The organism is Bifidobacterium choloepi (assembly GCF_010667615.1).
Classification (GTDB): domain Bacteria; phylum Actinomycetota; class Actinomycetes; order Actinomycetales; family Bifidobacteriaceae; genus Bifidobacterium; species Bifidobacterium choloepi.
This window is the reverse complement of record NZ_VYSG01000001.1, coordinates 759,726-772,601: the sequence shown is the minus strand read 5'-3', so window position 1 is coordinate 772,601 and position 12,876 is coordinate 759,726. Positions and strand designations below refer to the sequence as shown.

At 66.0% G+C, this 12,876-nt stretch carries 10 protein-coding genes; 7 read left to right on the top strand and 3 right to left on the bottom strand.

Going from position 1 to position 12,876, the window contains the following annotated elements; translation table 11 throughout:
* Positions 1-34: 34 nt before the first annotated feature.
* The 4 genes from F6S87_RS03110 (at position 35) to F6S87_RS03095 (ending at position 3,760) form a co-directional block, all read left to right on the top strand.
* Positions 35-1,288, top strand: a complete 1,254-nt coding sequence (locus tag F6S87_RS03110) for a riboflavin kinase (RefSeq protein ID WP_163227168.1) — start codon at positions 35-37, stop codon at positions 1,286-1,288.
* Between the two features lie 6 nt (positions 1,289-1,294).
* The gene (gene radA / locus F6S87_RS03105) at positions 1,295-2,818 is read left to right on the top strand and encodes a DNA repair protein RadA (protein ID WP_163227167.1); all 1,524 of its coding nucleotides are present in this window, start codon (positions 1,295-1,297) and stop codon (positions 2,816-2,818) included.
* Positions 2,819-2,902: 84 nt separating this feature from the next.
* Positions 2,903-3,568 (top strand): hypothetical protein, encoded by a 666-nt coding sequence (locus F6S87_RS03100; RefSeq protein ID WP_407925101.1) that lies wholly within the window; start codon positions 2,903-2,905, stop codon positions 3,566-3,568.
* Positions 3,569-3,670: 102 nt separating this feature from the next.
* On the top strand, positions 3,671-3,760 hold the full coding sequence (locus F6S87_RS03095) for a 30S ribosomal protein bS22 (protein ID WP_004268639.1): 90 nt from the start codon (positions 3,671-3,673) through the stop codon (positions 3,758-3,760).
* A 138-nt stretch (positions 3,761-3,898) separates the two neighbouring features.
* On the opposite strand, the gene rpiA is transcribed toward F6S87_RS03095, so the two are convergent.
* The 3 genes from rpiA to F6S87_RS03080 form a co-directional block, all read right to left on the bottom strand.
* Positions 3,899-4,603 (bottom strand): ribose-5-phosphate isomerase RpiA, encoded by a 705-nt coding sequence (gene rpiA / locus F6S87_RS03090; protein WP_163227166.1) that lies wholly within the window; start codon positions 4,601-4,603, stop codon positions 3,899-3,901.
* 99 nt (positions 4,604-4,702) lie between these two features.
* Complete coding sequence (locus tag F6S87_RS03085; protein WP_163227165.1) at positions 4,703-5,695, bottom strand: ribonuclease H family protein; 993 nt, start codon at positions 5,693-5,695, stop codon at positions 4,703-4,705.
* A gap of 228 nt (positions 5,696-5,923) precedes the next feature.
* Entirely contained in the window at positions 5,924-8,062 is a 2,139-nt protein-coding gene (locus F6S87_RS03080; RefSeq protein ID WP_163227164.1) for a glucose PTS transporter subunit IIA, read from the bottom strand.
* A gap of 354 nt (positions 8,063-8,416) precedes the next feature.
* Between F6S87_RS03080 and pgm the strand changes: the two genes are divergently transcribed.
* The 3 genes from pgm (at position 8,417) to serS (ending at position 12,812) form a co-directional block, all read left to right on the top strand.
* The gene (gene pgm / locus F6S87_RS03075) at positions 8,417-10,093 is read left to right on the top strand and encodes a phosphoglucomutase (alpha-D-glucose-1,6-bisphosphate-dependent) (protein WP_163227163.1); all 1,677 of its coding nucleotides are present in this window, start codon (positions 8,417-8,419) and stop codon (positions 10,091-10,093) included.
* Between the two features lie 166 nt (positions 10,094-10,259).
* Positions 10,260-11,357: a diacylglycerol/lipid kinase family protein gene (locus F6S87_RS03070; protein ID WP_163227162.1), complete on the top strand. Its 1,098-nt coding sequence runs from the start codon at positions 10,260-10,262 to the stop codon at positions 11,355-11,357.
* 168 nt (positions 11,358-11,525) lie between these two features.
* Positions 11,526-12,812 (top strand): serine--tRNA ligase, encoded by a 1,287-nt coding sequence (gene serS / locus F6S87_RS03065; protein ID WP_163227161.1) that lies wholly within the window; start codon positions 11,526-11,528, stop codon positions 12,810-12,812.
* The last annotated feature ends 64 nt before the right edge of the window (positions 12,813-12,876 follow it).

The window sequence follows — 12,876 nt, the reverse complement described above, 5'->3', positions numbered from 1 at the left end:
AGAATCGTTCACATTCCAACGGAAAGAGTACAGCATGAAGATCATCCGGCTCGCTCCCGACGAGAGCGGTAACATCGACTGGCCGCTGCTGAGCGCCAGCAGGAAGTCCGTCGTCACCGTCGGCGCGTTCGACGGCGTCCACCGCGGGCACCGCGCCGTCGTCAAGCGGACCGTCGCGCTCGCGAAGCAGTTCGACGCGCTGTCCGTCGTCATCATGTTCGAGCCGCGGCCGGCGTTCGTGCACGGCTACGCGAAGGCGCACGGCAACGACGAGCTGCCGGCCGACGGCAGCGTCGCCGACACCGACCAGCTGACCGGCGTCGGCCAGCGGCTACGCGCGCTCAACGAACTCGGCGTCGACTACGTCATCATCGTCAAGTACACGCTCGCGTTCGCCGACAAGTCGTTCCGGTTCTTCCTCGGCCAGCTCGTCGGCCGGCTCGGCATGCGCACGCTCGTGCTCGGCAAGGACGCGTCGATGGGCGCCGGCCGCGCCGGCACGATCGACAAGATCGAGACGCTCGCGCTGGCGACCGGCATGTTCGAGCTCGTCGTCGTCGACGACGAGGGCCGCGGCCGCACGCGCGTGCCGCAGCCGATCGTGCCGACGATGCCGGCGACCCGCGGCCCCGTGAGCGATCCGCGCGCCGCGATGCCGAAGGCCGAACGGCGCGCCTGGAGCAAGGCGACGAACGCGCGCGAAGTGCGCGACTGGAGCTCGACGAACGTGCGGTTCCTGCTCGCCAACGGCGACATCGAGGACGCCAACGACATCCTCGGCGACCTGCACGGCGTCGAGGGCACCGTCGTCCACGGCGAGGAGCGCGGCCGCCAGCTCGGCTTTCCGACCGCGAACGTCGCCGAACCGGTCGACGGCTACCTGCCGGTCGACGGCGTGTACGCCGGCTGGCTCGTCGACCTCGGCCCGGCGGCCGACTACGACGAGCGCGTCGAGCGCAGCAAGAGGGAAGCGTCCGACGGCATTTCGCACCAGTACGACGGCGGCGGCATCGAGGCGCGGCTCGCGATGACGTCCCCGCTGCGCTGGCCCGCCGCGATCTCGATCGGCACGAAGCCGACGTTCAATGACCAGTCCGGGCGGCACGAGCGCGTGCTCGAGGCGTATGCGCTGACGGGCGATGACTCCGATTGGCTGGACCTCTACGGCCACCGCGTGCGCGTGGAATTCGAGCAGTTCATCCGTCCCCAGATCGAATTCGACGGGCCCGACGCCCTCAAGGCCGAATTGGCCGATAACGTCCGGACTGTCCACGACCTGCTGGGCTGAATCCCCATGGCGAAGAGTTCGGTACAGTATGTCTGCTCCGAATGCGGGTGGAGCGGATCGAAATGGGTGGGCAAGTGCCCGAGTTGCGGCCAGTGGGGGACCGTCAACGAATTCCACGAGGCAAGGGCGGCGGCCGGATCGCGCACGGCGGCGCCGGGACGCACGTCGCGCACGCCGGTCGCCGCCGTCGTGCGGCCGGAAAGCGCCGCCAAGCCGATGACCGAGATCTCGACCGACAGCGTCAGGCGCCTGTCGACCGGATTCGGCGAGTTCGACCGCGTGCTCGGCGGCGGCATCGTGCCCGGGTCGGTCACGCTGATCGCCGGCGAACCGGGCATCGGTAAGTCGACATTGCTGCTGGAAACGGCCGGCAACGTCGCGCAGGAAGTCATCGACAGGGGCGCGGACGAATCGTCCACGGTACTGTACGTGTCCGGCGAGGAGTCGCAGGCGCAGGTCAGGATGCGGGCGCAGCGCGTCGGCGCCGTGCAGCCGAACCTGCTGCTCGCCGCGACGACCGACCTCGCGACGGTGCTCGGACTGATCGAGGAGGAGCGGCCGGCGTTCGTCATCGCCGACTCGGCGCAGACGATCGTCTCGCAGGACGTCGACGGCGTCTCCGGAGGACCAACGCAGGTCCGCGAAGTCGCCTCCGCGTTGATTGACTCGGCCAAGCGGCTCGACATCCCGGTCATGCTCGTCGGCCACGTCACGAAGGACGGCGCCGTCGCCGGCCCGCGCACGCTCGAGCACATCGTCGACGTCGTCTGCCAGTTCGAGGGCGACGCCGAGACGGCGCTGCGCATGCTGCGCGCCACGAAGAACCGCTTCGGCCCGACCGACGAGGTCGGCTGCTTCGACATGTCCGGCGAGGGCATCGAGGAAGTCGCCGACCCGGCCGGCCTGTTCCTGTCCTCCGACGACATCGAGGTCGAGGGACCCTGCGTCACGTTCACCGTCGACGGCCAGCGCTCGCTGCCCGTCGAGGTCCAGTCGCTCGTCACGAAATCGGTGCTGCCGACGCCGCGCCGCGCCGCCAACGGCGTCGACGGCAGCCGGCTCGCCATGCTCATCGCCGTGCTCAGCCGCCACGGCGGCATCTCGCTGCTCAACGACGACGTCTACGTCTCGACGATCGCCGGCGCGCAGGCCCGCGAACCCGCCTGCGACCTCGCCGTCGCGGCGTCGCTCGCGTCGGCCGCGCTCGGCGTGCCGATCCCGCGCACGACCTGCGCGATCGGCGAGATCTCGCTGACCGGCCAGGTGCGCCCGGTGCCGCGGCTCGAGTCGCGCCTGCGCGAGGCCGTGCGGCTCGGCTTCACGACGGCGATCGTGCCGGCGACGAAGCGACGGAAGAATCGTGCCGCCGACGGCTCGCCATCCGGCGGCCGGAGGACGAACGATTCCCGCCTCCATGTCGACGGCATGACGCTGGTCGAATGCTCGACGGTTCGCGACGCGCTCAAGGCGCTCGACCTGACGGCGAGGACCATGAAGCGCTCGCAGGCCGCCGCGCCCGACGGCGACTGATCGTCCATGCAGAGCAGGCCGCAATAACCAGTAAAGAAGCCGGCCACAGGAGAGGCGTCAGACGGCTGTGACACAATGAAACCTATGTCTAATTCCCCGAGTTCCCGCTCACCGAAGAACGCCAACGGCCATGCCGCCGCGAAATCGTCGAAGTCGAAGCTGACGAAGTCGATGGTCCGGCTGCGCGTTGCCGTCGTCGTCGTGGCAGTCGTCATCGTCCTGTCGATCGTCTTCGCGTTCATCTGGCCGGGCTGGGCCATCCGCTCGACGACGAACGAGCCGCTGGCGACGGCGTCGGCCAGCGCCAGCGCGTCGCCGACGATCTCCGCCTCGGCGCTGCCGGACAACGCGACGACGCTGCTCAAGAGCATGCCGGACTCGGTCTCCACCTTCGCCCGCACGAAGGCCGACGCGGCGACGACGTGGCAGTCGGCCGAGCCGCTGGAAGAATACACGCTCGTCTACTCCGACGGCACCGACGTCGACGACGTCACGCTCACCGTGGCGCAGTGGTCGGACAGCGATGGCGCGTCCGGCGAATACGGCACGCTGACCGGCGCCCTGACCGGCAAGACGATCGCCTCCGGCCTCATCAAGGTCGACGGCAACAAGACCGGCGAATACGTCGTCGCCTACGACGGCGACAGCACCGACAAGGCCGTCGCCTACTGGTACAACGACACGGTCCTGTTCGAGGCCACCGGTGCCGTCAACGCCGTCGAGACCGTCTTCGAGTACTTCCCGATGTGACGGACCGGGCGGCCTGCGCGCGAGTCGTCCTAAATGCCGTGTAGTATAGGCCGAGTTGCAATCTTTACAGTTCTGTTAGATTCAAGGAAGTGGAGGCTGAAGATGGGTTCCGTCATCAAGAAGCGCCGCAAGCGGATGAGCAAGAAGAAGCACCGCAAGCTGCTGCGTAAGACTCGTCACCAGCGCAAGTAGTAGCGTCTGGAAACGGTTGGCCCCGCGAATTCTCGTGAATTCGCGGGGCCAACTGCATGTCCGGGCCGGTTACTTCCCTCGACGTCGCCTCGCGACGCCGGTCCCCTCTCGAGAGGGGACCGGAAGAGGCTCGGGAGATCAGGCCTGCTTGTTCGGGTTGAACAGCTTCTTCGGGCCGTCCGGGTTGCCGACGATGACCTCGTCGACCATGTTGAGGAACAGGCCGTGCTCGACGACGCCGACCGTGTTGATCAGGTCCTCGGCCAGCTCGGCCGGATCGTCGATGCGCTCGAGGTGCAGGTCGACGACGTAGTTGTTCTCGTCGGTGCGCACCGGCTTGCCCTCGGCGTCGAGACGCAGGACCGGCTTGTAGCCGCGCTTCTCGAAGCGCTCGATGACGTGGGCGGCGCCGAACGGAATGACCTCGACCGGCAGCGGGAACTTGCCGATGACGTCGACGACCTTCGACTCGTCGACGATCCAGACGATCTTGTCCGAGTTCACGGCGACAATCTTCTCCCACAGCAGCGCGGCGCCGCCGCCCTTGATGCCGTTGAAGTTCGCGTCGACCTCGTCGGCGCCGTCGATCGTGATGTCGATGTGGTCGACGTCGTCGATGTCGACGATCTTGATGCCGTAGCTCTCGGCCTGCTCCTGCGTGCGACGGCTCGTCGTCACGCCGGTGAACTCCAGGCCTTCCTCGCGCACGCGGCGGCCGAGCTCGTCGACGAGGAAACGCACGGTGGAGCCGGTGCCCAGGCCCGCGATCATGCCGTTCTCGATGAGCTTGGCGGCCTCGATGCCGGCCGCCTTCTTCAGCGCATCCTGCTGTGCCTTGTCCATAACACACTCCTTTATATACAGAACAATTCTGCGGAACGATTCGTCCCCATCCTACCCGGAGCGTTAGTCACGGGTTTGTGCCATCAAAAAAGGGGAGGGTCACATCAGGAACGGGGCGTCCCGGACGACGAAGGTGCCGTCGCCGTCGACATAGCCCTCGACGGCGAGATAGCCGCGCACGTGGCGCGGACGGCCGTCGAACGTCGGACTCGTCGCCGGAGCGGGGGAGATCTTCAACGTGCCGCTCGCCGTCAGGCCCGTCGCGCGCAGTCGGGGAGCGGCCGGAGTGGATTCGGGCGAAGGCTTGTCTTCCGGCTCGGGTTCCGGTTCGGTCTCCGGCTCGGGTTCCAGTTTGTCGTCGCCGTCGGTGAACCAGTCGTCGGGATCGAATCCCTCGGGTTCGGCCGCGACAGGCATGCGGTTCGCGGACGGCCTGGCGGACGAATCGTCCGGATCTTCTTCCGGCGGCTCGCCGTGAACCAGTCCGCGGTAGTCGGCGGCGGAAATCTTGCCGTCGAGCAGCAGCCGCGCGTCGTCGGGAACGTCGGTGCCCCTCGAATACTCCGACGCGAGCAGCGACTGCCAGCCTTCCTTCGGCAGATAGCCTTCGCGGGCGCCGGAGCGGCAGTCGCCGGCGTAGGTGCGCGCGAGCGTGTCGACCTTCTCGTTGCCGGCGTTGCCGGCGTGTCCCTTGACCCAGACAAACCTGACGGGGCCGGGACGCCGGGAAATCTCCGCGTCGATCGCCTTGATGACGTCGGCGTTCTTGACCGGCTTCTTCTGCGAGTTCTTCCAGCCGTTCTTCTTCCAGCCGCGGACCCACTTCGTCGAGCAGTTGATCGCGTACTGCGAGTCGGTCTCGATGACGAGCGGCTCGCTGCCGGGGTGCGTGCGCAGCGCCTCGAGCACGGCGCACAGCTCGCCGATCTGGTTCGTGCCGTTCGTGGCGCCGCCGGCGTCGCAGTCGCCGGCGTGCCGGTGGCCGTCGGCGGCGGCGTCGGATTCGCGGTCGTGATGGTCGGCCCAGGCCCAGCCCATCGGCCCGTTGGGGTTGCCGAGCGCCGAGCCGTCGGTGGAAACAGTGATAGTCATGGGGACCAGCCTAATAGGGAGGAACGATTCGGGCGCACGGGCGCCGCTACGCGGCTCCCCGCTCCCGCCGACTCGAGCTTCGCTCTCGTCGGCTCCCGCTTGAGAGGGAGTGTCGGAAGATACACAGAGGGGGAGCCGATGCGCTCGGCTCCCCCGGGTATGAGGTCAGTCAGGCCTGTCGGCAGCGGCCGTCAGGCCTGACTGGAGGAGAGAAAGGGATGGTACGATTCAGTGCTCGATGGCGATGACTTCGTCGCCGGCCTGCACGTCCTTGTCGGTCATCGGGACGACCGACTTCAGGGCGGCGGTGTTCAGGACGGTCATCAGCGTCGTCGTGCTGTAACCGGCGGCCTTGACCTTGTCGAAGTCAACGGTGACGAGCTTGTCGCCGACGTTGACGCGCTGGTTGGCCTTGACGGCGACCTGGAAGCCGTCGCCCTCCATCTTGACCGTGTCGATGCCGACGTGGACGAGGATCTCGACGCCGTCGTCGGTCTTGATGCCGAAGGCGTGGCCGGTCTCGGCGACCGTCTGCAGCACGCCGGAGACCGGCGCGAAGACCTCGGACGCGGACGGCTGGATGCCGACGCCCTCGCCGAGGGCGCGGGACGCGAAGACCGGGTCGCCGCAGTCGTCGAGCGAGATGACGTGGCCGGCGACCGGAGCGAAGACGGCGACGGTCGGCTGGGCGAGCGGTTCGGCGTCCATGACCGGAGCGTCGACCGGCTTGTCACCCGGCAGCAGGTTGTCGTCGATGTGCGTGTCGGCGTACTGGACGGCGGAGGCGTTCTCCTCGGTCTCGGTGGCGGTCTCCGCATCGGCGGCGGCCACGCGGGCGAGGACTTCGGCCTTCTGTTCCGGCGTGCGGTAGTCGAAGATGACGACGAGGGCCATGGCGACGAAGAACGCGACGGCGATCGAGATGGCGTAGACCCACATGCGGTCGAAGATCGGGATCGTCAGCAACGACGTGAAGGCGAAGGCCGTCGTGGTCACGCCGTGGACGACCTGGCCGCCGGCGACGGTCGACGGGAAGATCCAGCCGAGGATGGCGATGGTGATGCCGCCGGCCAAGCAGCCGGGGAGCATGCGCTTGTAGGTGTTCTTGAAGCGCAGGTGAATGCCGTACAGCGACGGCTCCGAAACGCCACCGAGCAGGCCCGCGGCGAGGGCGCCGACGGCGGTCTGGCGCATTTCCTTGTCACGGTCGCGGATGGACAGGATCAGGACGCCGGCGGTCGCGCCGAAGCAGGCGAAGTTCCAGCAGCCCATCGGGCCCTGGATGAAGTCGTAGCCCATCGACTGGATGTTCATCAGCATCAGGGCGTTGAGCGGCCAGTGCAGGCCCAGCGGGACGAGGAACGGGTACAGCATCGGGATCAGGATGGCGAAGATGAACGGCGCGTGACCGTTGAGCCACGACAGGCCGACGCCCAGGCCGTTGCCGATCCAGATGCCCAGCGGGCCGACGAGGAAGGCGGTCAGGACACCGACGATGACCATGCACAGGAACGGCACGAAGACGAGCTGGACGGAGTCCGGAATGATCTTCTTGAGACCGTGGTAGACGAGCGCGAGCACGACGGCCATGAACAGCGGCACAAAGACGTTGCCGGAGTAGTCGTTGAGCTGCATCGTGATGCCGAAGACCTTCGTCGTGCACTGGCTGGTGCCGAGCGACGTCGTCACGCAGTGCGTGTCGGCCCACGTCGTGTCCATCAGCGACAGGAACGACGGGGTCATCATGGCGCCCATGATGGCGCCGCCGAGCCAGCCGTCGACCTTGAGCTTCTTCGACGCGTTGTACGCGATCATGATCGGCAGGAAGTAGAAGACGCCCTTGTACAGCGCCTGGAAGAACGTCGTCGTCGGGCTCTGCGTCTCGCTGGACATCCAGCCGCAGGCCAGGCAGACGTTGATGATGGCGATGATCAGCGACGCGCCAAGCAGCACGCCGAGGATCGGACGGAAGGAGTCGGACAGGAACTCGAAGAACGAATCGACCCACTTGTTCTTGCCGCGGGTCTTCGAACGCGCCTGTTCCTTGACTTCGGCATTCGTCAGGTTGGAGTTGCCGTTCGAGGCGGTGCCGGAGCCGTCGCCGTGGGCGCCGGCATTCTTCATCTCCGGCAGGTGCATGATCTCCTCGTACACGGTGGACACGCCGCCGCCGATGACGACCTGGTAGCGGTCGCCGCTCTGCGGCACGGCGCCGAGGACGCCCTTCATGTGCTCCAGCTTGTCCTTGTCGACCTTGCTGGCGTCGACCAGCTCGAATCGAAGTCGGGTGGCACAGTGCGTCAGGCTCTTGACGTTCTCGGGGCCACCGATAGCAGAGATGATCTGCGAGGCGGTTGACTCGGCCATCTTCTGTCCTTTCCTCTATTATTCACTTTCCCTTCGCCGCGTGCCGGGCGGCGACGAAAACCGGCATGCCACTCTTCACCCTGGCGTGCTGGCTTTCATTGGATACGGCGCCGTTGCTCGTGCGAATCGTTATTGATCATACACTGTTTTCTCATTTTCGGAAAAATAGAGAAAACCAGCGATGCCGTTATTTAGCAAGTGAAAGTGTACATAGAACACTGGAAAAACTGGTAAAGGGTTGCGAGTTTTCGGAAATCGTTTTCTGAAAATCCATCATTTCCTGACAACATATAGTGAACATCTGGACGATTCTGACGAGTGCGACTGGGCGTATCCCGTGGCACAATGGGGACCATGGTTGCAAAGAATGCGGGACTGCCCGCCACCCCAGAAGATCTGATTGATGTCGACGAGGTCATTGGCAAGTACTATGACGTCGTTCCCGACCCGGCCGTCGCCACCGAGCGTGTCATCTTCGGCACCTCCGGCCACCGTGGATCGTCGCTGAAGAACTCCTTCAACGAAGCCCACATCGTGGCGATCACGCAGGCCATCGCCGAATACCGCAAGGCTTCCGGCGTCAACGGCCCGCTGTATCTCGGCCGCGACACCCACGCCCTGAGCCTGCCGGCCTGGAAGACCGCCATCGAGGTGCTCGTCGCCAACGGCGTCACCGTGCGCATCGACAACCGCGACGACTTCACGCCGACGCCGGTCATTTCCCAGGCCATCCTGACCCACAACCGTGCCGCCGACGGCACGCAGCGTTTCGAGGGCGACGGCCTCGCCGACGGCATCGTCGTCACTCCGTCGCACAACCCGCCGACCGACGGCGGCTTCAAGTACGATCCGGTCACCGGCGGCCCGGCCCCGGCCGAGGCGACGAACGCGATCGCCAACCGCGCCAACGAGCTGCTCGGCAACTTCAGGAACGTCAAGCGCGTCCCGTTCGAGCAGGCCATCAAGTCCGACCTCGTCGAGCGCTTCGACTACCGCGAGCACTACGTCGACGACCTCAAGAACGTCATCGACTTCGACGTCATCCGTTCCTCCGGCGTGCGCCTGGGCATCGACCCGCTGGGCGGCGCCTCGGTCAACTACTGGCCGCTGATCAACGAGAAGTACGGCCTGAACATCGGCGTCGTGCGTCCGGAAGTCGACCCGACGTGGCGCTTCATGACGATCGACCACGACGGCAAGATCCGCATGGATCCGTCGTCGGCCTACGCGATGAAGGGCCTCGTGGATTCGCTCAACGCCGGCGCGTGGGACAACTACGACCTCGTCGGCGGCACCGATCCCGACGCCGACCGCCACGGCATCGTCTGCCCGGACTGGGGCGTCATGAACCCGAATCACTACCTGGCCGTCTGCGTCGAGTACCTGTTCGGCGGCAACCGTCCGGACTGGCCGGCAGGCGCCGGCGTCGGCAAGACCGTCGTGTCCTCGTCGCTGATCGACCGCGTCGCCGCGTCGATCAACGCCCGTCTCGTCGAGGTGCCGGTCGGCTTCAAGTGGTTCGTGGACCCGCTGTTCACCGGCGAGGTCGCGTTCGGCGGCGAGGAGAGCTCCGGCATGAGCTTCCTGCGCTTCAACGGCCGCGTCTGGACCACCGACAAGGACGGCATCATCCCCGACCTGCTGGCCGCCGAGATCACCGGCAAGACCGGCAAGAACCCGGCCGAGCTGCACAAGGCCCAGGTCGAGCGCTTCGGCGAGAGCTGGTACACCCGCGTGGACACGCCGACCACGCTCGAGCAGAAGCAGAAGTTCGCCAACCTCACCGGCGACGATGTCACGGCCACGACGCTCGGCGGCGAGGAAATCATCGCCAAGATGACGAAGGCCCCCGGCGACGACGAGCCGATCGGCGGCCTCAAGGTCTGCACGCGCGACAACTGGTTCGCCGCCCGTCCGTCCGGCACCGAGAACATCTACAAGGTGTATGCCGAGTCGTTTGTTTCCCCGGAGACGCTCGACGCCGTCCTCGACGAGGCCACCGAGGTCGTCGACAAGGCCCTCGGCGAGTGAATCGTCTTGTTCCGGGGCTTCCCGCCTGACTTCCCGATGTCGCAAACCCGGGCTTTCGGCCCGGGTTTGCGACATCGATTTGTGACATCAGGGGGAGATTTGGCGGGGCCTTTGCCGTGGGTGTGCATGTTGCACCCCGTCGTGAAAGTGTGGAAAACTAGGTAGCATGTCTGATTCTTTCGTGGCCACGATGGTGGTGCTGATCTGTGTCATCGTGCTGATTGTCGCGATTATCTGCGGCATCCGCCTGCACTATGTCCACCGGCGCCAGCGGCTGCTCGAGGATCGCCACGACGACCAGGTCCACTACGCCGTCGTCATCAATCCGAGCAAGCCGACCGCGCAGAACGTGCGCACGAGAATCGAGGAATTCGCCGCCGAGAAGGGCCTGACACAACTCACGTTCATCGAGACGCAGCTCGACAAGGACGGCCGCGCCTGCGCGCTCGAGGCGCTCGCGAACGGCGCCGACGTCGTCATCGCGGCTGGCGGCGACGGCACGGTGCGCACTGTCGCGTCCGCCATGGCCGGTTCCGAGCATGCGATGGGCATCATCCCGATCGGCACCGGCAACCTGTTCGCCCGCAACATGGGCATTCCGGTCGACGATCTCGACGCGGCGATCGCGATCGCGACGTCGCACGGCTCCCGCTATGTCGACATCGGCCGCCTGCGCCTGCTTGACGCGCCGGCGGACTACGACGAGCCAGAACGCGGCCACGCGTTCCTCATCATCGCCGGCATCGGCTTCGACGCGCTGATGATCGACGACGCCGACCCCGAGCTCAAGAAGAATATCTCGTGGCTCGCCTACTTCGTTTCCGGCGCCAAGCACCTGTTCGCGCCGAAATACCACGCCAGGGTCACGATCCGCCGCGCCGACGGCACGTCGGTGACGACCTCCGACCTGCAGTTCCGCACGTTCATGGCCGGCAACTGCGGCGAGATCCCGGTGTTCTCGCTGATGCCGGACGCGTCGTTCAACGACGGGCTGCTCGACTTCGAGGTCATCGACACGTCCGGCGGCATCATCGGCTGGGCCAACCTGCTCGGCGACGTCGTCCACCAGACGATCACGAAGAAGGCCGAGCAGTCGCCGCTGTCGCACAATTCCACGATCGACCAGGTCCAGGGCATCAGCGCCGAACTCGTCCTGCCCAAGCCCGTTCCCGCCCAGGTCGACGGCGACCTGCTGCCCGCGACGGCCCACCTCAAGTTCGAGGTGGAAAAGGACAGCCTGCTGGTCAGGGTGCCTGTGGCATAGGGAGTGACTTCGCACTTTCTGGATGGTCATGTGAAAAGTGCGAGGATTCTACCGGCAAATCGTCCGGGAAACGAGAAAACGGGCGCCAAAACTCCGCACTTTCCGACTGCCCTCCTGAAAAGTGCGAAGGTGACTCTTCTGTCTCCTTTACGAAATAGGATGGACCGCATGCTTGATATTCAATTCATTCGCGAACATCCCGAAGTCGTCAAGGATTCGCAGGCCAAGCGCGGCGAGTCCGTCGAACTCGTCGACGAAGTCCTCCATTCCGACGAAGTCCGCCGCTCCGCCCTCAAGGAATACGAGGCGGCCCGCGCCCAGCAGAAGGAAATCGGCAAGAAGGTCGCCAAGGCCCCGGCCGACGAGAAGCAGCAGCTCATCGCGCAGACGAAGGAACTTTCCGAGAAGGTTTCCCAGTACAAGTCCGACGCCGACGCCGCCGCCGAGCAGTACAACACGGCGATGTGGCAGCTGTCCAACATTGTCGAGCCGGAGGCGCCGGAAGGCGGCGAGGACGACTACGTCGTCGTCAAGAAGGTCGGCCAGATCCGCGACTTCGCGGCCGAGGGCTTCGAGCCGAAGGACCACCTGACGATCGGCGAGGGCCTCGCCGGCATCGACATGAAGCGCGGCGCCAAGGTCTCCGGCTCCCGCTTCTACTTCCTGCGCGGCGACGTGGCCCGCATGCAGTACGCCATGCTGCAGATGGCCGCCGACCAGGCCCAGGACCACGGCTTCATCCTCGTGACGACGCCGACGCTGGTCCGTCCGGAAATCATGCGCGGCACTGGCTTCCTCAACTCCCACGCCGACGAGATCTACCGCCTGCGCGAGCCCGACGACCAGTACCTCGTCGGCACGTCCGAGGTCGCCCTGGCCGGCATGCACGAGGACGAGATCCTCGACCTGTCGAACGGCCCGCTGCGCTACTGCGGCTGGAGCTCCTGCTACCGCCGCGAGGCAGGCGCCGCCGGCAAGGACACGTCCGGCATCATCCGCGTCCACCAGTTCGACAAGGTGGAAATGTTCGTCTACACGACGCTCGAGAAGTCCTACGACGAGCACATGCACCTGCTCGCGATGGAAGAGGAAATGCTCGGCAAGATGGAGCTGCCGTACCGCGTCATCGACACGGCCGCCGGCGACCTCGGCTCCTCGGCCGCCCGCAAGTTCGACTGCGAGGCCTGGGTGCCGTCGCAGAACCGCTACCGCGAGCTCACGTCGACGTCGAACTGCACGCAGTACCAGGCCCGTCGCCTCAACATCCGCCAGCGCCTGCCCGAAGGCGGCACCGAGGCGGTCGCCACGCTCAACGGCACGCTGGCTACCACCCGCTGGATTGTCGCCATCCTCGAGAACCACCAGCAGAAGGACGGCTCCGTCGTCATTCCGGAAGCCATGCGTCCGTACATGCGCGGCCAGGAAGTGATGGAACCGCAGAAGTGGGAAGCCTGAGTCTTCCCCGTTCACGATGACAGGTTCCCGCCGGCGAAGATTTCCATCCTCGCCGGCGGGAACC

What these genes read in the sequence shown, in the direction of transcription:
- rpiA (WP_163227166.1), bottom strand. Translation starts at nt 4,603, where the DNA reads ATGGACAAGGCACAGCAGGATGCGCTGAAGAAGGCGGCCGGCATCGAG.
- radA (WP_163227167.1), top strand. Translation starts at nt 1,295, where the DNA reads ATGGCGAAGAGTTCGGTACAGTATGTCTGCTCCGAATGCGGGTGGAGC.
- F6S87_RS03070 (WP_163227162.1), top strand. Translation starts at nt 10,260, where the DNA reads ATGTCTGATTCTTTCGTGGCCACGATGGTGGTGCTGATCTGTGTCATC.
- serS (WP_163227161.1), top strand. Translation starts at nt 11,526, where the DNA reads ATGCTTGATATTCAATTCATTCGCGAACATCCCGAAGTCGTCAAGGAT.
- F6S87_RS03100 (WP_407925101.1), top strand. Translation starts at nt 2,903, where the DNA reads ATGTCTAATTCCCCGAGTTCCCGCTCACCGAAGAACGCCAACGGCCAT.
- F6S87_RS03080 (WP_163227164.1), bottom strand. Translation starts at nt 8,062, where the DNA reads ATGGCCGAGTCAACCGCCTCGCAGATCATCTCTGCTATCGGTGGCCCC.
- F6S87_RS03095 (WP_004268639.1), top strand. Translation starts at nt 3,671, where the DNA reads ATGGGTTCCGTCATCAAGAAGCGCCGCAAGCGGATGAGCAAGAAGAAG.
- F6S87_RS03085 (WP_163227165.1), bottom strand. Translation starts at nt 5,695, where the DNA reads ATGACTATCACTGTTTCCACCGACGGCTCGGCGCTCGGCAACCCCAAC.
- F6S87_RS03110 (WP_163227168.1), top strand. Translation starts at nt 35, where the DNA reads ATGAAGATCATCCGGCTCGCTCCCGACGAGAGCGGTAACATCGACTGG.
- pgm (WP_163227163.1), top strand. Translation starts at nt 8,417, where the DNA reads ATGGTTGCAAAGAATGCGGGACTGCCCGCCACCCCAGAAGATCTGATT.